The organism is Streptococcus mitis, from assembly GCF_946190155.1.
In the GTDB taxonomy this organism is placed as follows: domain Bacteria; phylum Bacillota; class Bacilli; order Lactobacillales; family Streptococcaceae; genus Streptococcus; species Streptococcus mitis_CL.
The window spans coordinates 1-21,353 of the sequence record NZ_CAMHZL010000002.1 but is presented as its reverse complement, the minus strand read 5'-3'; the positions used below and the strand labels follow the sequence as shown (position 1 = coordinate 21,353).

The window sequence follows — 21,353 nt, the reverse complement described above, 5'->3', positions numbered from 1 at the left end:
CAAGATATTTGATTGGAAAATATATTTATATAGTTTTCAATGGTGATTTATTCTTCCTATACACTAAGAAAAACCTCCACATTCAGTGGAGGCAATCTTTTTATCAATACAATTTTAAGTCGCGTGGGTCAACTGGGAAGGTTGGATTGTATGGGTTGTGACGGAGTTTGAAGTGTTTGACATCTTCAATGGTCTGAGTTCCAGATAACTGCATAACTGTCTTCAATTCTGCATTCAAGTGTTCAAAGACTTGGCGTACACCGACACTACCACCAAGGGCCAAGCCATAGATAACAGGGCGGCCAATAGCTACCAAGTCTGCTCCTGAAGCCAAGGCTTTAAAGACGTGTTGACCACGACGAATACCTGAGTCAAAGACGATTGGTACACGTTTATCAACTGCTTCTGCTACTTCTTGAAGTGAATCAAAGGCAGCTGGTCCACCGTCGATTTGGCGACCACCATGGTTGGTTACCCAAATACCAGAGGCACCTGCAGCAAGCGAACGTTCAACGTCCTCACGGCATTGTGGTCCCTTGACATAAACAGGAAGTCCTGAGTATTCAGCGATGAATTCTACATCACGTGGAGACAAGCGTTGTTTAGCTGATTTATAAACAAAGTCCATTGATTTACCAGCACCTTCTGGCAGGTATTCTTCAACAATCGGCATGCCAACGGGGAAAACAAAACCATTACGCTTGTCCACCTCACGATTGCCCCCTACAGTGGCATCTGCAGTCAAGACAATAGCTTTGTAGCCTTCAGCCTTCACACGGTCCATGATGTGGCGGTTGATCCCATCATCTTTACTAAAGTAAAATTGGAACCAGTGAGGTGTCCCTTGAAGGGCTTCCGTAATTTCAGGAAGGTCTACAGTAGAGTAAGAGCTAGTTGTATAAAGAGAACCGAACTCATGCACACCACGCGCAGTAGCTACTTCACCCTGTTCGTTTGCTAATTTATGGGCCGCAACAGGCGCCATAATGATTGGTGAAGACAATTTTTCACCTGCAAATTCAATCTCTGTACTTGGATTTTCTACATTGCAAAGCGTATGCGGAACGATGAGTTTGTGGTTAAAGGCACGAATATTCTCACGCAAAGTGAAAGTATCTTCCGCCCCACTAGCGATATAGCCAAAGGCTGCTTTAGGGATAACTTGTTGCGCCATTGGCTCCAAATCATAGGTATTGATGAAATCTACATGACCTTCTGCATTGCTTGTTTTGTATGACATAAAATGCCCTCCTTAATAAGTAAGCGTTTACTTTGTATATTACAAAAATATCTTAACTCTTTTTTCAAAACTTTTCAAATATTTTGTTTGGAAATTTCAGAAATTTTATGTCTATGATAAAAAATCCTTATAACGGCAATAAAAAATAGATATTATCCAAAGGAGATTTTAAGTGCTACAATAACTGTATTATTTCTAGATGGGAGGTTCTATTTTTGGATTGGTCCATTGTTGAACAATATCTACCACTATATCAAAAGGCATTTCTTCTGACCTTGCATATTGCAGTTTGGGGAATTTTGGGATCCTTTCTGCTCGGTTTAATCGTTAGTATCATCCGACATTATCGAATCCCTGTTTTGGCGCAAGTAGCGACAACCTACATTGAATTGTCACGTAATACGCCCCTTTTGATTCAACTCTTCTTTCTCTACTTCGGTCTTCCCCGAATGGGGATTGTCCTATCTTCAGAAGTCTGTGCTACTCTGGGACTAGTCTTTTTAGGAGGCTCCTATATGGCAGAATCTTTCCGAAGTGGGTTGGAAGCCGTCAGTCAAACCCAGCAGGAGATTGGATTAGCCATCGGTCTGACACCTATACAGGTCTTCCGCTATGTAGTTCTTCCGCAAGCAACAGCGGTGGCCCTACCGTCTTTTAGTGCCAATGTCATTTTCCTCATCAAGGAAACCTCCGTTTTCTCAGCAGTGGCTTTGGCCGACCTCATGTACGTCGCCAAAGACTTGATTGGGCTCTACTATGAAACAGACATTGCGCTTGCTATGTTGGTAGTTGCTTATCTGATGATGCTGCTACCCATCTCACTGGTCTTTAGTTGGATAGAAAGGAGGCTCCGCCATGCAGGATTCGGGAATCCAAGTACTCTTTCAGGGAAATAATCTCCTGAGAATCTTACAGGGATTGGGCGTTACGATTGGGATATCCATCCTGTCTGTCCTCTTATCCATGATGTTCGGAACAGTCATGGGAATCATCATGACCTCCCATTCTAGAATCATACGATTTTTAACACGATTGTATCTGGAATTCATCCGTATCATGCCCCAACTGGTGCTACTCTTCATCGTTTATTTCGGCTTGGCTCGAAACTTTAATATTAATATCTCAGGTGAGACTTCTGCTATTATCGTTTTCACCCTCTGGGGAACAGCTGAGATGGGGGACTTGGTTCGTGGAGCCATCAATTCCCTCCCTAAGCATCAGTTTGAAAGTGGACAGGCGCTAGGTTTGACAAATGTTCAACTTTACTACCACATTATCATCCCACAGGTCTTGAGAAGATTACTTCCACAAGCCATCAATCTTGTTACTCGGATGATTAAAACCACTTCCTTGGTTGTCTTGATTGGGGTTGTTGAAGTGACCAAGGTTGGGCAACAAATCATCGATAGCAATCGCCTGACTATCCCAACTGCTTCCTTTTGGATTTATGGAACCATCCTGGTCTTGTATTTCACAGTTTGCTTCCCTATTTCCAAACTATCTACTCACTTAGAAAAACATTGGAGGAACTAAATGTCTGAAACTATCTTAGAAATCAAGGAACTCAAAAAATCCTTCGGAGACAATCCTATCCTCCAAGGACTATCCTTAGATATCAAAAAAGGGGAAGTTGTCGTCATCCTAGGGCCATCTGGTTGTGGGAAAAGTACTCTCCTTCGTTGCCTCAATGGCTTAGAAAGTATTCAAGGTGGAGATATTCTTCTGGACGGTCAGTCTATCGTTGAAAATAAAAAAGACTTTCACCTGGTTCGCCAAAAGATTGGCATGGTCTTTCAAAGTTATGAACTCTTTCCCCATCTGGATGTCCTACAAAACCTCATCCTAGGCCCTATCAAGGCTCAGGGAAGAGACAAGAAGGAAGTAACGGAAGAAGCTCTGCAACTACTGGAACGTGTTGGTTTACTAGATAAACAACATAGCTTTGCTCGTCAATTGTCTGGTGGACAGAAGCAACGGGTTGCAATTGTCCGTGCCCTGCTCATGCATCCAGAAATCATCCTTTTTGACGAAGTGACTGCTTCGTTGGATCCAGAAATGGTACGTGAGGTTCTAGAACTCATCAATGACTTGGCCCAAGAAGGCCGTACCATGATTTTAGTAACCCATGAAATGCAGTTTGCCCAAGCAATTGCCGATCGGATTATCTTCCTCGACCAAGGGAAAATCGCTGAAGAAGGAACAGCTCAAGCCTTCTTTACCAATCCGCAAACCAAACGAGCCCAGGAATTTTTAAACGTCTTTGACTTTAGCCAATTTGGCTCATATCTATAAAGGAGATTCTTATGAAACTATTCAAACCACTCTTAACTGTTTTGGCACTTGCCTTCGCCCTAATCTTTGTCACAGCTTGTAGCTCAGGTGGAAATGCTGGTTCATCATCTGGAAAAACGACTGCCAAGGCTCGCACAATCGATGAAATCAAAAAAAGCGGTGAACTGCGAATCGCCGTATTTGGAGATAAGAAACCTTTTGGTTACGTTGACAATGACGGTTCTTACCAAGGTTACGATATCGAACTTGGGAACCAACTGGCACAAGACCTTGGGGTGAAGGTTAAATACGTCTCCGTCGATGCTGCCAACCGTGCGGAATACTTGATTTCAAACAAGGTAGATATTACTCTTGCCAACTTTACAGTGACTGATGAACGTAAGAAACAAGTTGATTTTGCCCTTCCATATATGAAAGTTTCTCTGGGTGTCGTATCACCTAAGACTGGTCTCATTACAGATGTCAAACAATTAGAAGGCAAAACCTTGATTGTTACAAAAGGAACGACCGCTGAAACTTATTTTGAGAAAAATCACCCAGAAGTAAAACTCCAAAAATACGACCAATACAGTGACTCTTACCAAGCCCTTCTTGACGGACGTGGAGATGCCTTTTCAACTGACAATACGGAAGTCCTAGCTTGGGCGCTTGAAAACAAAGGATTTGAAGTAGGAATTACTTCTCTCGGTAATCCAGATACCATTGCAGCAGCAGTTCAAAAAGGCAACCAAGAATTGCTAGACTTCATCAATAAAGATATTGAAAAATTAGGCAAAGAAAACTTCTTCCATAGGGCCTATGAAAAAACACTTCACCCAACCTACGGTGACGCTGCTAAAGCAGATGACCTGGTTGTTGAAGGTGGAAAAGTCGACTAAGTTTTAAAAAGAAAAACGGACAAGACTAGAATTCTGATAATCAGAATCTTATCTTGTTCGTTTTTTATCTAGTCCATCATAGATGCAATCTCCATTATTGCAACAACGTTTGTTGGATTATCAGAAGTCAATGAATGATTTGCGAACCCAAGAGCAACACGGAATTGTACATTCTTGTTTGCTGGGCTATAACCATCTCCCATCATCATAGCTGCATAGTGACCTTTAGAGTGTTTCCATACAGTATAGAAGTAGTGAGCTAACGCTTTTTCATTTGTAAGACTTACAATATCCCAAACAGTTGTTGTTTCTGCTGTATTTTCAGTCATTGCATTTGTTTGTTTGTAGAATTCTGAATCATAAGCAGTTGACCAACGAGAACCATCAGGCCGTTTATGCTTACCTTCCTCCTTACCTTGGTAACGCAATGAACCGTGATCTGCCATTTCATTAGCACGAATATTGGCAACTCGAGTTAGTTCGCTATCATCTGCTGCGATGGTTGCAGGAGTCAAACCTTTACGAGTGCGTTCTTCATTAAGAAGCTCCATGAAGTGTTCATTAAGTTTACGATTATCTACAATTTGTTCAAGCTTATCAAGTTCTGCTTGAGAAAGGCGTGATACTTTCCAAACTGAGATAAGTCCCATGTCTCGAGGAAGTTCATCTCCGTCATCTGTTTCATCAACAGCTACACGGTCTTTATCAGCTTGAGAAAGATTGTCATGTAGATACTTAGCGCTACGGTGATCTTCATTGTTTGGATCCAAACCGTTTTCACCTAGACTCTTAATGTCTTTCCATGTACCATCAATGTCATAGTTATCATCAGTTGTTGGAACTACAACATCTGTTGGATCAGCGATACGTTTTTTCTTAGTACCATTATAGGTAATTGTGTCAACTGCATCCTTAGTTTCAACTAGCTCACGACTTTTAACAGTTCGTTCACCAGTTTTATTGTTTACTGAAATAATTTTGCGGTAACGCTTGAATCCGTCACGACCATTTTCAGTACGAGTTTCACCTTCGAAAAGGTTAGAATCATTTTCAGTACGAGAACCATGAGAAATTGTTTCAGTTTCTTCTTCAGTAACTTCAGACATCAATTTCTTAGTTCCATAATGAACAACTTTTTGTTTTGCTGGAACAGTGTTAATCAGTTCACGACTTACTTCCGTACGGTTTTGATTTTCATCATTGATGTACTTAACTTTATAAGTTTCCTTACCATTTACCGCATCTTCAACTCGCTCATCACCTTCAAAAAGTTCAGGATCAGCAACTCGTTTTTCACCTTCAGCAGTAATAACTTTGTCTTCATTAGCATAAGTGTAACGTTCTTTAGTTCCAACTTCGACTACTTCATCCACTGCTGGAACAGTTTCAGTATTGATTAGCTCACTCTTAACAAGTTTGCCATCTTCATAGTAGTCTTTGTAGTTTTCGATGATTTCACCGTTTTTACCTTTAGTTTTAACAACTCGTTGATCGTTGAAAAGTTTATCGCTTTTAACTTCAAGAGTATTGAAGTTTTCTCCAGCTTTGCGCTCAACTCGAGTTTTATTTTCTGTTAAAACTTTATGAGTTCCAACTCGAACAACCTCTTTAACCGGTTTTACTTCATCACTTTTAACCACAGATGAACGACCATTTCCGTAAACAATTGTAGTTTCAGTATAAGAACCTTTTTGACCCTTAGTTTCTACTACACGTTTTCCTTCATTTAATGTCTCATCTTTAACTTCTTCAGTTTCGTAATTTACTTCAACTGTTCGAGAAGTGCGACTTGTTTCCAAGTTTTCACCAGTTCCAATTTCTACAATTTCATCAACTGCTGGAACTTCATTTTCTCGTTTTTCATCACGAGAAACTTCCGTACCGTCTGGAGTGGTTACAACTGTAGTAACAAGTTCATAAGAACCATCTTTACCAGCTTGAATTACTTTTTTCTCACCTTTCGGAAGGTCTGGATTTGTGTTGCTAGTAACTTTATGTTCAACCTTGTGGTTTTCACGAGTTACAGTTTCAATATTTTTCTTAGCAACTTTTATTCCGACATGAACAACTCTATTTTTTGCCTCTTTTTGAGTAGATGAAACAAGAGTACGACCAGTTTCAACACCATCTTCAAGTGTTACAGTGAAAACTTCAAGTTTTTCACCATTTTGTCCGGTTTCTACCTCTTTTTCTACTCCAGCATCTAAGTTTTCATCTGGAACGTATTCTGTACCAGGAAGAATAGGAGTGCGAACCACCTCTTCTTTTGTAGTACGAACCACTTCTTTAGAAGTTTTAGTCCCAACATGGATAACTTTATCAACTGCAGGAGTTGTTTGAGTTCCTGTTGCTACACGACTAACTTCTACACCATTTTCAATGGTAACTGTGTAAGTTGTTTCTGTTTTTCCTGCAACACCTTCTTGAACAACTTGAGTTTCACCAACATTAAGATTTGCATCTGGGACATGTTGGACTCCAGGTTCAATTACAGAAGTTTCTACTTCAGTTCGAGTAGTTACAACTTTTTTAACTTCAGGCTGAGCTGGAATGGCTGGCTGAGTTTCTACAGCTGGTTTTCCATCTTCTGCTGGTTTAGCAGGCACTTCTGGTTTTGCTGGAGTAGCAGGTTTAATAACTTCTTCAGTTGTTTTTTCACCAACTACAGTATTAGTTTTACCAGTTTCAACTTGTTCTTTGTTTCCTGGTAAAGTTGCTTGGTTATTACCTTCAACCTTATCTTTTTTCTCTTCTAAAGTTTTTTCTTCTTTAGTTGGAGTACCAGTTGTTTGGTCTTTGTTTTCTGGAACAGTTGGAGTTGTAACTTTAGTTTCAACTTCTTTTTTCTCTTCCTTTTTATCTAAGACCTTATCTTTTTCTGGTTTAGCTTCAGGCAATGCAGGCTGAACTTCTGGAGTACCTTTTTCGATAATTACCAATTCTGGCAGTTTAGGCTGAACTGCTGGGATGCCTTTATCATCTTTAACTTCAACCTTTTTAGTTAGGTTATCAGATTTTTTCAATATTTTATTATCTTTATTAGCTACTTCTAATCTAGAAACTTGCTCAACTGCGTCTTCACCCTCAGTTCTTACCTGTGACTTAAGCTTTTCCTCTACCTTCTTTATTTCTGATGATTTTTCATATGATTTATCGAGAGATTTAATCGAATCTTCAGAACCAACTTTTTTAGTAGCTACAAATGCTTTAGCCAATTCCTCTTTGGCATCTACTTTAGGTAGAAAACTCTTCTCTGTTTCTTTAATAGTATCAGTTGTTGTGTATTCTTTTTCTTTTGAAGAAGAGTCTGAAACGGTAACACTTTCACATTGTCCTTGATTTTGACTCGATTGATTTTGCAACACAACTGTTCCAACTGAAATTCCTAAAAGCGCTACAATTGCTGCTGAGATTACCCAACCTCTTCTACCTTTTTTCAAAGTCTTTTTTTCATTAGTATTTTGTCTATCCATCTTTATTTTCCTGACTTCTCAATGATTATACTTTTACATACTTACACTATCTAATATATTTTTTTGAAAAAAGATAATTTCTAACAGTACCTATAATGCCTCCTAGGCTACATGTAAATAAAATCAAAATAAAAATGGAAAAGCTATCGCCAATTACTTTAATACTATATAGATAATTAAAAATTAAAAATAAAGGTAGCGAAATCGGCAGTATAGTACAGCTCACAGCAGCTCGTCTCATTTCTTTGGTCTCTCCACTCATAAACCAAGTCAAAGGTAAAAATCGCATCCAGTTTAGATATTCTTTCTGTTGGACTTTTTCTTCAAACAAATGAGTAAATAAAGTATAAAACGGCAATGCGACATAGTAAGTTGCTTTGACTAAAAAGTACATTACAGTTATAAAAATGGCAAAACCCCACCACATATCTCTAACTGTTTGATCAATATCACTCTCATATTTCGGTTTTCCAAACATCTTATTTCTCCTAATCTATTATTTCATTAAATTTGTAAATGTATTAATTGTTGTCATTTTGTTATTGTAATCAACTTTTCTTTGTAATTCTTGAAACTGATAATTTAATTGCTCTGTCCTCATCATGTCTTCATACATATTTTGCGCTTGTCCTACGTCATAGGCTCTACCTTGATCAATTACATTAACCATATAAGCAAAAGCATCAAAATGAATATCTAACCCTGCTTGTTGCCTTGCATAAACAAATGGAATACTATTCAATTTCTCCATACAATAGTTTCTAGCTTGAGCAACTTCATCCTTATGTTTTTTTACTTGATCTGCTATTGGTTTTTCATGCTTCACTCGTTGATAAGCAAAATAAATTGGAGACCATAGCAGAACCCATGCTCCCACCCAAAGGGAGTATTCAAAAGGTTTACTTAAGATTCCTAAACCAGAACTAGAAAATTCACCAAGTCTATCTATATAGGCAACTAAGAACAATGAACCTAAAATTCTGAAAATCCATCCCAAAACACTTAATTTCGGGTTGATAAGAGAAACATGTTTTCCATCTACTATATAAAAATACTTAGTCAGATCTTCTACTCTTTTAGACCAAATAGCAGCTTCAACTATTAAGTTTCTACTACGTTTAGGCTCTTCTATTGTCGAAAGATATTCTTGTAAAACAGTCTGGTATGATTGCGGATTAACGATAGGATAATATTCATATTTTTTGCCTTCTGCAGTAATGACATCAAGAGAATGGTATGCACCATTATCAAAAACTTCAGACCAATGTTTATTTGGTAACCTCCCTTTTACATAGGCTTCCCAAATAGTCCATTCATCAAACAAATCTGACTTAGATTCATCCGGAATAATTCCTAAAAAATAATCTAACTCATTCTCCTCTTGAGAAATAATTTCACTCTTATTCATTTATAACTCTCCTTTCCTAGTTATTTTATCATATTGTGGATATATACACAATATGAAGTCAGATACTTTTTTCTTATAATTAAATAAAAGGAGTTGATGACGATAATCAGTTTTAACCCACTCTGGGCTACAATGAAGAAAAAAGAAGTTTCTCAATACAAGTTATTAAAATCTGGAGTTGATAACAAAACTCTTGACAGCTTAAAGAAAAATAAAAACATAACTTTACTAACTCTAGAAAAGCTATGTCGCATTTTAGATTGTCTTCCAAATGATATCGTTGAATTTATCGAAGAAACTCCCGATTCTAATATTCGTAACACATTTACCTAGTTCTAATATTTATTCTTATGTCATAATATCTACGTTATCTACCCTCCCTACCATTGTTCACAATATAAAACAAGTAATACTCTTCAAACCACGTCAGCTTCGCCTTGGATTATATATGTGACTGACTTCGTCAGTCTTATCTACAACCTCAAAGCAGTGCTTTGAACAATCTGCGGCTAGCTTCCTAGTTTGCTTTTTGATTTTCATTGAGTATAAGATCCAATAACATCTCAAAAAGAAATCAGGTAATCCTAGTGACTACCTGATTTTCTATGTTTTAAGCATTTTGCCAATTTTCTTGGTCTTCTTTAAAGCGTTTTAAGAGATCCAAGCCTTCTGGTGTGATATAGCCTTCTTCTTGGGCTAGATGGATGAGTTCACTGTAGTTAGAAAGCGTCACAAGTTTGATACCTGCATCTGAGAAGTTCTTATCTGCTTTTGGCAATTGGTAACTGAAAATCGCTACAACACCGAGAACCTCTACTCCTTCTCGTTTAGCAGCTGCTACAGCTTCAAGAACAGAACCACCTGTTGAAATAAGGTCTTCAACCACTACCATTTTTTGACCTTGAGCTACACGACCTTCGATTTGATTACCAGCACCGTGGTCTTTTGGTTTGCTACGGATGTAGGCAAATGGCAGATTCATCTTGTCAGCAATGATGGCTCCGTGAGGAATCCCTGCTGTTGCAGTCCCTGCAATCACTTCAACCTCAGGAAAGGCTTCTTTGATAGCATCTACAAAACCATTTTCAATGAGAGTACGAGTTTCTGGATAGGCAAGGGTCACACGGTTATCCGTATAAATGGGTGACTTGATACCAGATGCCCAAGTGAAAGGCTCCTCTGGTTTGAGGTAAACGGCTTGAATTTTCAAGAGGTGGCTAGCGATATCTTTAGCAAGTGTCATGGTATTCTCCTTTTATTTTTCTAATCTATTTCTTTAATTCTAGTCTTGGTTCCATTCATCCTTGATAGCATGATAAGCTACAACAGGATCCTCAGCTTGAGTAATGGGACGTCCCACTACGATATAGTCACTACCGATTTGATAAGCATCCGCTGGCGTCATGACGCGTTTTTGATCTCCTACTGCAGCACCTGCAGGACGAATGCCCGGTGTCAGACAGATAAACTCTGGTTTGGTAGCCTGCTTGATGACTTGCACTTCCCGAGCCGAGCAAACAACACCATCTAATCCCGCTTCAGCTGTCTTCTTAGCATAATGAATCACAGACTCCTGCAGGCTGGTTTGGATATTTTGAAACTCCTGCATCTGAGTTTCTGATGTTGATGTGAGCTGAGTGACAGCGATCAATTTGGCTTGACTTCCAAGACCTTCACGCGCAGCCTTCATCATCTCTACACCCCCAGCAGCATGAACATTTGTCATATCCACACCAAGCTGAGACAGGACCTTCATAGCTGATTTGACTGTATTGGGAATGTCATGCAGCTTGAGATCCAAAAAGACACTGTGCCCCAGGCCTTTCAAGTAAGACACAATCTCAGGCCCCGTTGCGTAATAAAGCTCCATCCCTACCTTAAGATAAAGGCTTTCTTCTGCTGGAAAAAGAGCTAAGAATTCCTTGACCGCCTCAAAACTAGGAAAATCAAGAGCAATGACTGGACGATGTTCTCGCATAGGTTTCTCCTTTTACCTTTGCTAGTGAGAGAGTCTGGGCAACAGAAGCCACGAAAAAAGGAACCTGCCAACAGCAAGGTTCCACGAAAAATGGGTAGTCTCCACCCTTTCACCGTCTAACCTTAGCTGCCTCTCTGGACTGCTTTAAAGGTTTTTTACTATTCTATTATTTCTACTAGCACTTGTCAAGTAAAAACATGGTCACTAAAGAGCTATAGGAGAAAAGCTAAACCTAGCGACGCGATGAACGTCGGGTCGTTTGGTTTTGATTGCCCTCTTCCTCCAGCTTTTTCCTTTCCTCTTCTAGTTTATTCTGCTGTTCTTCCAGTCTTTTCTTCTCTTCCTCTTTTTGTTTCTTCTCAGCTTCCTTAGCCTCTTGTTTGGCTTTTTCCTCAGCCTCCATAATTAATTTATCCGCCACAGTGTAACTGTAAATTCCAGCTTCCATGTCAATCACACTCGGTTCTGATAATTGTGGCTTGATCTTACTGTAATATGGCAATTTCTTACTCATTTCAGATAGAGGAACCAAGACCTCGTCCGAATCATTCATAGTCAATCGAATTAAATCTGATGTGACCTTGCTTGGGGCTAGTTCCACCTTTTGGATAGCAGACTTGAGTTCTGGACTAATTTGAGAAAGTTCTGAGGTAAAGGTCTTGATTTGTTCGCTGTCATTAAAGAGAACTGATATATAAGTTTCTGGCAGACTGACCAAGCTCACAGAACTGGTCTCTAGCTGACCGCTTGAAAGGATTGGATAATGGCTTTCTCCAGAAACATAGTAGGCCACAATATCGTATTCCTTAACCTTGATAGTAAACTTGGTTGGAAATTGATAAACAAGTTGAGCTGATTCAACCCAATAATTAGACTTAATCTGCTCTTCATATTTTGTCTTATCTAGCAGAAGGTTAATCGTATAATCCGAATCCTGAATGCCTGAAGCCTGTCGAATATCATCAGCTGTAGTTTGCACTGTTCCCTCAACACGAATATCCTTCATGGTCGCATAAGGGCTGAGCAAGTATGCAGAGACAACCAATAAAAGCAGACTGAGAAACAAAATCGAGATAGCCCGCCAGATATGAACTCCTGGAATTTTCGGTTTGACCGGTTTTTCCTTTACAGGCTTTTTATCTGCCTTTTTATCCTCTTTCTTTGGCTCTTTGGACTTTGATTCTTTTTTGGATACCTCTTTTTTGACGTCTTCTGACTTTTCTACTTTTTCTTTAGCATCTTCCTTAGCTGATTTTGGATCTTTTGGATCAGATTCACTCTCTTGGTCCTCGGTTTCATCTGACTTTTCAGATTTTGAAGCCATTCGAGCTTGTCTTTCCTTTTCCTTCTCCTCAGCTAGGGCCGCCTCTTCTTCAGCCTTCTTTTTTAGATATTCTTGGTTTCGTTTCTGCCATTCTGATAACTCTTTAAATTCTTCGAGGATTTCTTTGCCCTCATTTTTCTTATCTTTTGACATTTACTTTCCTTATGATAAATCTTTTTTCAATAATTCATAAAAATCTGTTAGAGATTTCAATTCCTTTGAAGCCCTCATCTTAGCTTGGTAATCTTCCTTGTGACTTAGTAAGTGAGAAAGCTTCTCTTCTAAACTGTCCAAGGTCAAATCGCTTTCTTGAAGCTCTTCTGCATAGCCTTTTTTTACAAAGTAAGCTGCATTTTCAATCTGGTCACCACGACTAGCCTCACGACCAAGTGGCACAATAACATGTAATTTTGCCATGGCCAAGAGCTCAAAAATCGTATTGGCACCACCTCGTGTCACAACAATGTCAGCCAATTCCATCAAGGGTTGATAGAGATTGGTCACATAGTCAACACGAAAGAGATTTTGGCTCAACTCATTCAGGCTAGAATCTCCAGTTAGATTGATAATATTGTAGCGCTCTGTCAGTTCTTTCTTATGGTCTGTCACCAATTGGTTAAAGACACGAGCGCCTGCAGAACCACCGACAAACAATACAGTTGGCAATTTAGGATTAAAGTGGGTTTGGATATCCACCAATTCATCTGGTTCTGAATTTTTTTGGTCTGAAACCTTTGTCACTGCCCCCACATGCTCGACCTTAGACAAACTCGAAGCTTGTTCAAAGGTTGAATACATCTTAGTCGCAAATTTATAAGCAATTTTATTGGCCAAGCCCATAGACAGGTCAGATTCGTGAATAAAGACAGGCACTCCTGAAACACGGGCTGCGATAACAGGTGGCACAGAGACAAAGCCTCCCTTTGAAAAAAGTGCTTGTGGACGAAGTCGCAACATGATAAAGAGCGACTGGACAATTCCCCAGCCAACTTTGAAGACGTCCAGCATATTTTGCCAAGAGAAATAACGACGCAATTTTCCAGTCGCAATGGAATGGAAGGTAACATCCAAACCTGACTTGAGGATTTCTTGGTGTTCGATACCACGTTTATCTCCGATATAGTGGACTTCCCAGCCATCTTCGATAAACTTGGGCATTAACAAAAGGTTGAGGGTCACGTGTCCAACCGTCCCCCCACCTGTAAAGACAATTTTTTTCATATTATTCCTTTAACTCCGCTACTGTGTCGATAAAGAGGTCGCCACGTACTTCAAAGTTAGCATACATATCCCAGCTAGCATTGGCAGGACTGAGAAGAACCACGTCTCCTTGAGTCGCAAGTTCATAGGCTTTGCGGGTCGCATCAGCAATATCAGTCGCATCCACACATGCCACACCAGCCTTGTCTGCTGCCCGTTTGACACGTTCTGCAGACTGACCTAGGATGACCATCTTCTTGAGTCCAGTAATGTCTGGCACCAATTCGTCAAACTCATTGCCACGGTCCAAACCACCTGCAATCAAAATGACCTTGCTGTTGTCAAATCCTGACAAGGCTTTTTGAGTAGCCAAGATATTGGTTGACTTGCTATCATTATAGAATTTGACACCCTTGATTTCATCCACAAATTGGAGACGGTGTTTGACACCTCCAAAGGCTGAAAGAGTTTCTTTGATGGTTTGGTTATCCACACCACGAAGCTTGGCTACAGCAATCGTCGCAAGGGCATTTTCCACATTGTGGCTACCTGGAACTCCGATTTCATTCGCTGCCATGACAACTTCCCCACGGAAGTAGAGTTGACCATCTTCCAGATAAGCTCCATCAACCTTTTCCTGTGTTGAAAATGGTACAACGGTAGCTTCTGTTTTGCTAGCCAATTCTTTTGCCAAGTCTTGGTTAAAGTTTAAAACAAGGAAATCAGCTGTTGTCATCTTGTTCTGGATATTCCACTTGGCTGCTACATATTCCTCAAATGATCCGTGGTAATCGATATGAGTTGGCATAAGGTTGGTAATAACCGCAATCTCAGGATGGAATTCTTGAACGCCCATGAGTTGGAAAGAAGAAAGTTCCATGACAAGCGTGTCCTTGTCTGTCGCAGTTTGAGCCACTTGACTGGCAGGATAGCCGATATTTCCTGATAAGAGACCATGTTGGCCAGCAGCAGTCAAAACTTCCCCGATCATCGTCGTTGTGGTTGTTTTCCCATTCGAACCTGTGATACCGATAATTGGCGCTTCTGAAATCAAGTAAGCCAATTCCACCTCAGTCAAGACTGGAATTCCTTTGGCCAAAGCCTTTTCAATCATGGGATTACTGTATGGGATACCTGGATTTTTCACCATGAGGGCGAACTCTTCATCCAAGAGTTCCAAAGGATGGCCACCTGTAATGACCTTGATTCCTTCTTCCAGTAAACTTTGCGCAGCTGGATTGTCCTCGAAAGGTTTCCCGTCATTTACCGTCACAATGGCACCTAGCTTGTCCAACAAACGAGCTGCAGATTCACCTGACTTGGCCAAACCTAAAACAAGGACTTTCTTATTTTTAAATTGATCTATTACTTTCATGTCACAAACTCCATTTCTACTCTTACTATTTTACCATTTTTATGGAAATAATTCTAAATGAAAATGCTCAGATTCAGCATTCTAACAAGCAAAAAGAGAGCCGAAACTCTCTTTTTATCTTCTTTTACTTTTATTAACCGACATGAGGGTAATATCTCGCAAGCTAAAGTAGGCTAGGAAGAGCATGGCGATTGCAATGAAAAATTCTGTCGGTAGCTGAAAGATTTGCAGGACAGACAGCATGAGCAAAATCAAGAGTGCTACAAAAGCAAAGACGACAAGGACGATATTGACTGTCCCTTTAATGCTTTCTGGTGTCGCAAATACATAGAGTAGTAATAAGAGGAGTCCTATGATTAAATAAACCATTTTTATCTCTTTCTAGCTCTTATTCAGCTGATTTTTTCTTCTTGTTAGCTTTCTCACGCTCTGCCTTGTTAAGGATTTGTTTACGCAAACGGATAGACTCAGGCGTTACTTCCATGTACTCATCGTCGTTCAAGAACTCAAGAGATTCTTCAAGTGTCAAGATACGAGGAGTCTTGATAACAGCTGTTTGGTCCTTAGTAGCTGAACGAACGTTGGTCATTTGTTTCGCCTTAGTGATATTAACTGTCAAGTCATTTTCACGAGAGTTTTCACCGATGATCATTCCTTCGTAAACCTCAGTACCTGGGTTGACAAAGATCGTACCACGTTCTTCGATAGACATGATTGAGTAAGTTGTAGCCTTACCAGCATCGATAGAAACAAGGGCACCACGATGACGACCACCAATTTCACCTGGAATCAATGGCAAGTATTGGTCGAAGGTATGGTTCATGATACCGTAACCACGAGTCATTGACAAGAACTCAGTTGAGTATCCAATCAAACCACGCGCTGGAACAAGGAAGACCAAACGAGTTTGACCATTACCAGTTGAAATCATATCCAACATTTCACCCTTACGTTCAGAAAGGCTTCGGATAACAGAACCTTGGTATTCTTCTGGAGTGTCGATTTGAACACGTTCAAATGGTTCACACTTAACACCGTCAATTTCTTTTACGATAACTTCTGGACGAGATACTTGAAGTTCATAACCCTCACGACGCATTGTTTCGATAAGGATTGACAAGTGCAATTCTCCACGTCCTGAAACTGTCCATTTATCTGGTGAATCCGTTGGGTCAACACGAAGGGAAACGTCTGTTTGCAATTCTGCCTGCAAACGTTCTTCCACCTTACGAGAAGTCACCCATTTACCTTCTTTACCAGCAAATGGTGAGTTGTTGACTAAGAAAGTCATTTGAAGAGTTGGCTCATCGATGTGTAGGATCGGAAGAGCTTCTACTGCATCTGTCGGAGTAATGGTTTCACCGACAAAGATATCTTCCATACCTGAAACGGCAATCAAGTCCCCTGCTTTTGCTTCTTGGATTTCACGACGTTCCAAACCAAAGAAACCGAAGAGTTTTGTAACACGGAAGTTTTTAGTTGTGCCATCCAGTTTAGAAAGGGTAACTTGGTCCCCAACCTTAACAGTACCACGGAAGACACGACCGATACCGATACGACCAACGAAGTCATTGTAGTCCAAAAGTGATACTTGGAACTGCAAAGGCTCATCTGAGTTATCTACTGGAGCTGGGATATGGTCGATAATTGTGTCAAAGATTGGTGCCATAGTCGCTTCTTGGTCAGCTGGATCATCTGACAATGAAGAAGTTCCGTTAATCGCTGAAGCATACACCACTGGGAAGTCAAGCTGATCATCATCTGCACCAAGCTCGATGAAAAGTTCCAAGACTTCGTCCACTACTTCTGCTGGACGAGCTGATGGTTTATCGATTTTGTTAACAACCACGATTGGGACAAGGTCTTGTTCCAAGGCTTTTTTCAATACAAAACGAGTCTGTGGCATTGTTCCTTCATAGGCATCTACGACCAAGACAACACCGTCAACCATTTTCATGATACGCTCAACTTCTCCACCGAAGTCCGCGTGTCCTGGTGTGTCCATGATGTTGATACGAGTTCCGTTGTAGGCAACGGCTGTATTTTTAGCAAGGATGGTAATTCCACGCTCTTTTTCGATATCGTTTGAGTCCATAGCACGCTCTGCCAATTCAGTACGTGCATCAAGCGTTTCTGATTGTTTCAATAATTCGTCAACGAGGGTTGTTTTACCGTGGTCAACGTGGGCGATAATCGCAATGTTACGGATATCTTCTCTTAATTTTGTCATGATTTCCTCTATAATATTCAAAATTTATTTTCTAACTGAACGATTATACCATAATTTCAAGTAAATAACATAATTCAAGCAAGTGTAAATGTTTTCACTCCACTTTTCTTTTCACGTCAAGCCTTTTCAAAGCAAGCGACTTATGATAAGATAGGCACAGTATGCGTTTAGATAATTTATTAGCCCAAGAAAGAATCAGCCGAAAGGCCATGAAACAAGCCTTACTCAAAGGGGAAATTCTCGTCGATGGTTGCCCAGCCCGCTCCCTAGCCCAAAATATCGATACAGGACTACAAGAACTTCTTTTTCAGGACCAAATCATTCAAGGCTACGAGCATACCTATCTTATGCTTCATAAGCCTGCTGGTGTCGTTACAGCCAACAAAGACAAGAAACTTCCAACCGTCATGGACCTCCTTGCGCCTGACATCCAGTCTGATAACCTCTATGCCGTCGGCCGACTGGACCGAGATACGACAGGTCTCCTTCTCTTGACCGATAACGGTCCCTTGGGCTTTCAACTCCTCCATCCCCAATATCATGTCGATAAGACTTATCGAGTTGAGGTCAATGGACTTCTAACACCTGACCATATCCAAGCCTTTCAAAAGGGAATTGTCTTTTTAGATGGTACTGTCTGTAAACCTGCAAGACTAAAGATTCTATCTGCAAGTCATTCCTTCAGTCAAGCCTCCATCACCATTTCAGAAGGAAAATTTCATCAGGTTAAGAAAATGTTCCTCTCGGTTGGTGTCAAAGTGACCTCCCTCAAACGAGTTCAGTTCGGTGAGTTTACATTAGACTCAGAACTAGCAGAAGGTCAATACCGTCCCTTAAACCAAGAGGAATTGAAAATCATTAAAAACTACATAGAGAAAAGTGGATAAAACAAAAAAGCTTTCAAATAAAGCTTTTTTTGTTTTACACTAGTTAATTCATAAAAAGAATCAATCCTAAAACCCAATTAATTACGGAAACTACAATACCTACAATAGCTACAATTCTTTCTGTTTTATAATCAAGTCCAGATTCTTTTTGAAGTTCGTTAGCATACAAGATACCGGCGATACCTAAAAGAATACCTCCCAAAGCAAATAATAAACTCATAACAATAGACAGAATACCCACCAAAAGTGTTTTTTTTCTTTTCTTGCATATTCTAAAAACTTCTTAAACTAAATACAAATGAATAATACCATAAAAATCGGCTTTATCAATTGGGTGAAAAATGTTAGCACTATGTTATTCAGTTCTTGAACCGAGAAGAGTGGATAAAACAAAAAAAAGCTTTTAAAAATAAAGCTTTTTTTGTTAGAATCCTGATTAGTGCATCATCAAGAAGAGTCCTGCAACCCAGTTAATTACAGAAACTACAATCCCTACGATATTAAGAATTCGTTCTGTTTTATAGTCTAATTCAGATTCTTTTTGATGTGAATTAGCCAAGACTAGACCAATAATCCCCAAAACGAGGCCTACGATTGGAGATAGCAAACCAAGAACGATAGATAGGATACCTAAAACAAGGGAAGATTTCTTCTTTTCTTTCATATTATAAAACTCCTAAAAATATTACCACTAAATTATATCAAAAGAAATAGGTTTTGTCTATATAATACTATAAGTTTTTTCGTTATATTAATTACAGTAATCTCCCAAAGAAACGTCCACTTGTCTACCCAAAGCGGAACTTAGTTTGAGAATTTAGCTTATGTTAATTAGTCTTCACTTTTCCTTTCCAAGAATCCAAACCATAAGAAAGGATATAAATCTCAGAAAAGCCTTGTTTTTTCAAGTAAAGAGCTGCATTTGTAACTCGTTGCGCACGTTGGTTTTCGTAGAGAAGAACCGGTTTATCTTTACGAAGGGCTGCAAGACTAGTCTTCAACTGACTTGAAGGAATATTGCGGGCACCCAGGATATGTTTTCTGTGAAATTCAGCTGGGTCGCGCAAATCAATCAATTGACCTGTACGAATCAAGGCTTCAAATTCCTCATTGTCTACAATTTTAGCCGCACGACGAATACGAAGATAGTTAAAGCCCATCCATGCCAACATTGCCAGTATAAGTGCCCACAAAATCCAAGTAACCATTAGTTCTTTTCTCCATTTTTCTCAATATAATCCAATTCTACCTTATGCTCTCTGCGAAGAACTGCTTCTGCCTCTAGATAGTCTAATTTGTCCATCAACCCTGCATCGTAAATTCGAGAGAGCTCCAACTTCATCAGTTCAATATCATATAAGCGTTTTCCCATGTAAACAATAATACCAAATCGTTTGAGGAATTGCTGCACATCATAGAATGTTTTCATAAGACTCATTCTAGCAAAATTTTGTGTTTTTTTCAAGAAGAGACTCACACAACGCTCCTGATTTTCCTATCTTCTTTGGCGATTCTGACGCAAGTGTGGTACAATAAAAACATGAGAATTCAACAATTACACTATATTATCAAAATCGTCGAAACCGGCTCCATGAATGAGGCAGCCAAGCAACTCTTTATCACCCAACCAAGTCTTTCCAATGCTGTGAGAGATTTGGAAAATGAAATGGGTATTGAGATCTTTATCCGCAATCCTAAGGGCATCACCTTGACCCGTGATGGGATGGAGTTCCTCTCTTATGCCCGTCAAGTTGTCGAGCAAACCCAACTTCTGGAGGAACGCTATAAAAATCCTGTCGCCCACCGCGAACTCTTTAGCGTTTCGTCTCAGCACTATGCCTTTGTGGTCAATGCCTTTGTCTCTTTGCTCAAGAAAAGCGATATGGAGAAATACGAGCTCTTCCTTCGTGAAACTCGTACTTGGGAGATTATCGACGACGTCAAGAACTTCCGTAGTGAGGTCGGTGTCCTATTTTTTAACAGCTACAACCGTGATGTTTTAACCAAAATGCTGGATGACAACCACCTGCTGGCTCACCATCTTTTTACCGCCCAGCCTCATATCTTTGTCAGCAAGACCAATCCTCTGGCAAAGAAAGACAAGGTTAAACTGTCTGATTTGGAAAACTTCCCTTACCTGAGTTATGACCAAGGGACGCACAACTCCTTCTACTTTTCAGAAGAGATTCTCTCGCAGGAATACCACAAAAAATCTATCGTAGTCAGCGACCGTGCCACTCTCTTTAACCTCTTGATTGGTTTGGACGGTTATACCATTGCGACAGGAATTTTGAACAGCAACCTCAACGGAGACAATATCGTTTCTATCCCACTGGACATTGATGACCCCATTGAGCTGGTCTATATCCAACATGAAAAAACAAGTCTGTCTAAGATGGGCGAACGCTTTATCGACTATCTACTAGAAGAAGTCCAGTTTGATAATTGAGAAATCAGCAAAATTTTATTATAATAAATAAAAAAATAAAAGGAGTTAAATATGAAAAAGGTTTTACTCGCTAGTACAGTTGCCCTATCTATTTTAGTGTACACTCAAGCAACGGTCCAGGCTCAAGAAAATAAAGCAGAGTCAGTACGAGAAAATGTAACAATTCCTCATTCAAGTACTTCAAAAATCGAAAACCAAGAAAAATCGAAAGAGAAGGTTGAAAAAACAGACAATTCTTCTAAAATTGATAATAAAGAAGAAAAAACAGAGAAAAAAACTCCCGCCACAGAAGAGAAGAAAGCGGAAGTAAAAAAAGAAGAAAAAAAAAGTTGAAAAAGTCAAAGAAGGTTGGCAGGAAGAAAATAATAACTGGCGCTTTTACGAACACAACAAACCTGTTACCAACTGGAAAAAAATCCAAGGAAAGTGGTACTACTTCAACAAAGATGGCCATCGACTAAGCAATACAACCTTTGATGGTTATGTTTTCAATAAAGATGGAGTGATGGCTGAAAATGGTTGGAACTTTATCAATGGAAAATTTCAGGAAAAATCTCTCAAAATAAATGGGAAAAAATTGCTGGGTCTTGGTATTACTTCGACAAAGATGGAATCATGC

Annotated in this window: 23 protein-coding genes and 1 pseudogene; 9 read left to right on the top strand and 15 right to left on the bottom strand. The window is 39.7% G+C overall.

Annotated elements, in window-relative coordinates:
- Positions 1 to 103 precede the first annotated feature (103 nt).
- Positions 104 to 1,240 carry an L-lactate oxidase gene (gene lctO, locus N8O80_RS01990; RefSeq protein WP_000120723.1) on the bottom strand — a complete coding sequence of 379 codons (1,137 nt, stop codon included), beginning with the start codon at positions 1,238 to 1,240 and terminating at the stop codon, positions 104 to 106.
- Between the two features lie 215 nt (positions 1,241 to 1,455).
- On the opposite strand from lctO, the gene N8O80_RS01985 reads away from it, so the two are divergent.
- From N8O80_RS01985 to N8O80_RS01970, 4 genes are read left to right on the top strand one after another with little or no spacing between them, the layout of a single operon-like run.
- The gene (locus tag N8O80_RS01985) at positions 1,456 to 2,136 is read left to right on the top strand and encodes an amino acid ABC transporter permease (protein WP_261026654.1); all 681 of its coding nucleotides are present in this window, start codon (positions 1,456 to 1,458) and stop codon (positions 2,134 to 2,136) included.
- Positions 2,096 to 2,773 carry an amino acid ABC transporter permease gene (locus tag N8O80_RS01980; protein ID WP_261026653.1) on the top strand — a complete coding sequence of 226 codons (678 nt, stop codon included), beginning with the start codon at positions 2,096 to 2,098 and terminating at the stop codon, positions 2,771 to 2,773. Before N8O80_RS01985 ends, N8O80_RS01980 begins: the two co-directional genes overlap by 41 nt.
- The gene (locus tag N8O80_RS01975) at positions 2,774 to 3,532 is read left to right on the top strand and encodes an amino acid ABC transporter ATP-binding protein (protein WP_000004999.1); all 759 of its coding nucleotides are present in this window, start codon (positions 2,774 to 2,776) and stop codon (positions 3,530 to 3,532) included.
- An 11-nt stretch (positions 3,533 to 3,543) separates the two neighbouring features.
- Positions 3,544 to 4,410 carry a cysteine ABC transporter substrate-binding protein gene (locus tag N8O80_RS01970; RefSeq protein WP_261026650.1) on the top strand — a complete coding sequence of 289 codons (867 nt, stop codon included), beginning with the start codon at positions 3,544 to 3,546 and terminating at the stop codon, positions 4,408 to 4,410.
- Positions 4,411 to 4,478: 68 nt separating this feature from the next.
- Here the strand turns inward: N8O80_RS01970 and N8O80_RS01965 are convergent, their stop codons facing one another.
- The 3 genes from N8O80_RS01965 to N8O80_RS01955 are packed head-to-tail and all read right to left on the bottom strand — an operon-like array spanning position 4,479 to position 9,291.
- The gene (locus tag N8O80_RS01965) at positions 4,479 to 7,883 is read right to left on the bottom strand and encodes a G5 domain-containing protein (RefSeq protein WP_261026647.1); all 3,405 of its coding nucleotides are present in this window, start codon (positions 7,881 to 7,883) and stop codon (positions 4,479 to 4,481) included.
- 46 nt (positions 7,884 to 7,929) lie between these two features.
- On the bottom strand, positions 7,930 to 8,361 hold the full coding sequence (locus N8O80_RS01960; RefSeq protein WP_120769942.1) for a hypothetical protein: 432 nt from the start codon (positions 8,359 to 8,361) through the stop codon (positions 7,930 to 7,932).
- Positions 8,362 to 8,379: 18 nt separating this feature from the next.
- Entirely contained in the window at positions 8,380 to 9,291 is a 912-nt protein-coding gene (locus N8O80_RS01955; RefSeq protein WP_120769941.1) for a hypothetical protein, read from the bottom strand.
- 96 nt (positions 9,292 to 9,387) lie between these two features.
- On the opposite strand from N8O80_RS01955, the gene N8O80_RS01950 reads away from it, so the two are divergent.
- Entirely contained in the window at positions 9,388 to 9,624 is a 237-nt protein-coding gene (locus N8O80_RS01950; protein ID WP_239665260.1) for a helix-turn-helix domain-containing protein, read from the top strand.
- A gap of 277 nt (positions 9,625 to 9,901) precedes the next feature.
- Here N8O80_RS01950 and pyrE read toward each other — a convergent pair whose 3' ends face one another.
- The 7 genes from pyrE to typA form a co-directional block, all read right to left on the bottom strand.
- Positions 9,902 to 10,534, bottom strand: a complete 633-nt coding sequence (gene pyrE, locus N8O80_RS01945) for an orotate phosphoribosyltransferase (RefSeq protein WP_261026641.1) — start codon at positions 10,532 to 10,534, stop codon at positions 9,902 to 9,904.
- A gap of 39 nt (positions 10,535 to 10,573) precedes the next feature.
- Positions 10,574 to 11,269 (bottom strand): orotidine-5'-phosphate decarboxylase, encoded by a 696-nt coding sequence (gene pyrF / locus N8O80_RS01940; RefSeq protein WP_261026639.1) that lies wholly within the window; start codon positions 11,267 to 11,269, stop codon positions 10,574 to 10,576.
- Positions 11,270 to 11,501: 232 nt separating this feature from the next.
- The gene (locus N8O80_RS01935; protein ID WP_261026637.1) at positions 11,502 to 12,746 is read right to left on the bottom strand and encodes a cell division protein FtsQ/DivIB; all 1,245 of its coding nucleotides are present in this window, start codon (positions 12,744 to 12,746) and stop codon (positions 11,502 to 11,504) included.
- Positions 12,747 to 12,755: 9 nt separating this feature from the next.
- On the bottom strand, positions 12,756 to 13,814 hold the full coding sequence (locus tag N8O80_RS01930; protein ID WP_261026635.1) for a UDP-N-acetylglucosamine--N-acetylmuramyl-(pentapeptide) pyrophosphoryl-undecaprenol N-acetylglucosamine transferase: 1,059 nt from the start codon (positions 13,812 to 13,814) through the stop codon (positions 12,756 to 12,758).
- Position 13,815: 1 nt separating this feature from the next.
- A complete protein-coding gene (murD, locus tag N8O80_RS01925) occupies positions 13,816 to 15,168 on the bottom strand; it encodes a UDP-N-acetylmuramoyl-L-alanine--D-glutamate ligase (protein ID WP_261026634.1) in 1,353 nt (450 codons plus the stop codon).
- A 114-nt stretch (positions 15,169 to 15,282) separates the two neighbouring features.
- On the bottom strand, positions 15,283 to 15,537 hold the full coding sequence (locus tag N8O80_RS01920; RefSeq protein ID WP_024056536.1) for a DUF3165 family protein: 255 nt from the start codon (positions 15,535 to 15,537) through the stop codon (positions 15,283 to 15,285).
- A 19-nt stretch (positions 15,538 to 15,556) separates the two neighbouring features.
- On the bottom strand, positions 15,557 to 17,398 hold the full coding sequence (gene typA / locus N8O80_RS01915; protein ID WP_261026633.1) for a translational GTPase TypA: 1,842 nt from the start codon (positions 17,396 to 17,398) through the stop codon (positions 15,557 to 15,559).
- A 161-nt stretch (positions 17,399 to 17,559) separates the two neighbouring features.
- Here typA and N8O80_RS01910 point away from each other — a divergent pair, with 161 nt between their 5' ends.
- Entirely contained in the window at positions 17,560 to 18,285 is a 726-nt protein-coding gene (locus N8O80_RS01910) for a 16S rRNA pseudouridine(516) synthase (RefSeq protein ID WP_261026632.1), read from the top strand.
- Between the two features lie 43 nt (positions 18,286 to 18,328).
- On the opposite strand, the gene N8O80_RS01905 is transcribed toward N8O80_RS01910, so the two are convergent.
- From N8O80_RS01905 to N8O80_RS01890, 4 genes are all read right to left on the bottom strand, one after another.
- Positions 18,329 to 18,505 (bottom strand): DUF4190 domain-containing protein, encoded by a 177-nt coding sequence (locus N8O80_RS01905; protein WP_419991861.1) that lies wholly within the window; start codon positions 18,503 to 18,505, stop codon positions 18,329 to 18,331.
- A gap of 216 nt (positions 18,506 to 18,721) precedes the next feature.
- Positions 18,722 to 18,949, bottom strand: coding sequence for a hypothetical protein (locus N8O80_RS01900; RefSeq protein ID WP_033682150.1), 228 nt, complete (start codon positions 18,947 to 18,949; stop codon positions 18,722 to 18,724).
- Positions 18,950 to 19,112: 163 nt separating this feature from the next.
- The gene (locus tag N8O80_RS01895; protein ID WP_033682149.1) at positions 19,113 to 19,493 is read right to left on the bottom strand and encodes a rhodanese-like domain-containing protein; all 381 of its coding nucleotides are present in this window, start codon (positions 19,491 to 19,493) and stop codon (positions 19,113 to 19,115) included.
- Entirely contained in the window at positions 19,493 to 19,762 is a 270-nt protein-coding gene (locus N8O80_RS01890) for a YqgQ family protein (protein WP_000051787.1), read from the bottom strand. The genes N8O80_RS01895 and N8O80_RS01890 overlap by 1 nt, the downstream gene beginning before the upstream one ends.
- Positions 19,763 to 19,825: 63 nt before the next feature.
- Here N8O80_RS01890 and N8O80_RS01885 point away from each other — a divergent pair, with 63 nt between their 5' ends.
- The 3 genes and pseudogenes from N8O80_RS01885 to N8O80_RS09795 all read left to right on the top strand — a co-directional run.
- Positions 19,826 to 20,734: a LysR family transcriptional regulator gene (locus N8O80_RS01885; protein WP_025171438.1), complete on the top strand. Its 909-nt coding sequence runs from the start codon at positions 19,826 to 19,828 to the stop codon at positions 20,732 to 20,734.
- Between the two features lie 51 nt (positions 20,735 to 20,785).
- Complete coding sequence (locus N8O80_RS01880) at positions 20,786 to 21,067, top strand: hypothetical protein (RefSeq protein ID WP_261026623.1); 282 nt, start codon at positions 20,786 to 20,788, stop codon at positions 21,065 to 21,067.
- A 25-nt stretch (positions 21,068 to 21,092) separates the two neighbouring features.
- A pseudogene (locus tag N8O80_RS09795) lies at positions 21,093 to 21,353 on the top strand (N-acetylmuramoyl-L-alanine amidase); the annotation flags it as partial.

Excerpts from the sequence above, each read along its gene's own strand:
- lctO (WP_000120723.1), bottom strand. The coding sequence starts at position 1,240 with ATGTCATACAAAACAAGCAATGCAGAAGGTCATGTAGATTTCATCAAT.
- N8O80_RS01980 (WP_261026653.1), top strand. The coding sequence starts at position 2,096 with ATGCAGGATTCGGGAATCCAAGTACTCTTTCAGGGAAATAATCTCCTG.
- N8O80_RS01975 (WP_000004999.1), top strand. The coding sequence starts at position 2,774 with ATGTCTGAAACTATCTTAGAAATCAAGGAACTCAAAAAATCCTTCGGA.
- N8O80_RS01970 (WP_261026650.1), top strand. The coding sequence starts at position 3,544 with ATGAAACTATTCAAACCACTCTTAACTGTTTTGGCACTTGCCTTCGCC.
- N8O80_RS01965 (WP_261026647.1), bottom strand. The coding sequence starts at position 7,883 with ATGGATAGACAAAATACTAATGAAAAAAAGACTTTGAAAAAAGGTAGA.
- N8O80_RS01960 (WP_120769942.1), bottom strand. The coding sequence starts at position 8,361 with ATGTTTGGAAAACCGAAATATGAGAGTGATATTGATCAAACAGTTAGA.
- N8O80_RS01955 (WP_120769941.1), bottom strand. The coding sequence starts at position 9,291 with ATGAATAAGAGTGAAATTATTTCTCAAGAGGAGAATGAGTTAGATTAT.
- N8O80_RS01950 (WP_239665260.1), top strand. The coding sequence starts at position 9,388 with ATGACGATAATCAGTTTTAACCCACTCTGGGCTACAATGAAGAAAAAA.
- pyrE (WP_261026641.1), bottom strand. The coding sequence starts at position 10,534 with ATGACACTTGCTAAAGATATCGCTAGCCACCTCTTGAAAATTCAAGCC.
- pyrF (WP_261026639.1), bottom strand. The coding sequence starts at position 11,269 with ATGCGAGAACATCGTCCAGTCATTGCTCTTGATTTTCCTAGTTTTGAG.
- N8O80_RS01935 (WP_261026637.1), bottom strand. The coding sequence starts at position 12,746 with ATGTCAAAAGATAAGAAAAATGAGGGCAAAGAAATCCTCGAAGAATTT.
- N8O80_RS01930 (WP_261026635.1), bottom strand. The coding sequence starts at position 13,814 with ATGAAAAAAATTGTCTTTACAGGTGGGGGGACGGTTGGACACGTGACC.
- murD (WP_261026634.1), bottom strand. The coding sequence starts at position 15,168 with ATGAAAGTAATAGATCAATTTAAAAATAAGAAAGTCCTTGTTTTAGGT.
- N8O80_RS01920 (WP_024056536.1), bottom strand. The coding sequence starts at position 15,537 with ATGGTTTATTTAATCATAGGACTCCTCTTATTACTACTCTATGTATTT.
- typA (WP_261026633.1), bottom strand. The coding sequence starts at position 17,398 with ATGACAAAATTAAGAGAAGATATCCGTAACATTGCGATTATCGCCCAC.
- N8O80_RS01910 (WP_261026632.1), top strand. The coding sequence starts at position 17,560 with ATGCGTTTAGATAATTTATTAGCCCAAGAAAGAATCAGCCGAAAGGCC.
- N8O80_RS01905 (WP_419991861.1), bottom strand. The coding sequence starts at position 18,505 with ATGAGTTTATTATTTGCTTTGGGAGGTATTCTTTTAGGTATCGCCGGT.
- N8O80_RS01900 (WP_033682150.1), bottom strand. The coding sequence starts at position 18,949 with ATGAAAGAAAAGAAGAAATCTTCCCTTGTTTTAGGTATCCTATCTATC.
- N8O80_RS01895 (WP_033682149.1), bottom strand. The coding sequence starts at position 19,493 with ATGGTTACTTGGATTTTGTGGGCACTTATACTGGCAATGTTGGCATGG.
- N8O80_RS01885 (WP_025171438.1), top strand. The coding sequence starts at position 19,826 with ATGAGAATTCAACAATTACACTATATTATCAAAATCGTCGAAACCGGC.
- N8O80_RS01880 (WP_261026623.1), top strand. The coding sequence starts at position 20,786 with ATGAAAAAGGTTTTACTCGCTAGTACAGTTGCCCTATCTATTTTAGTG.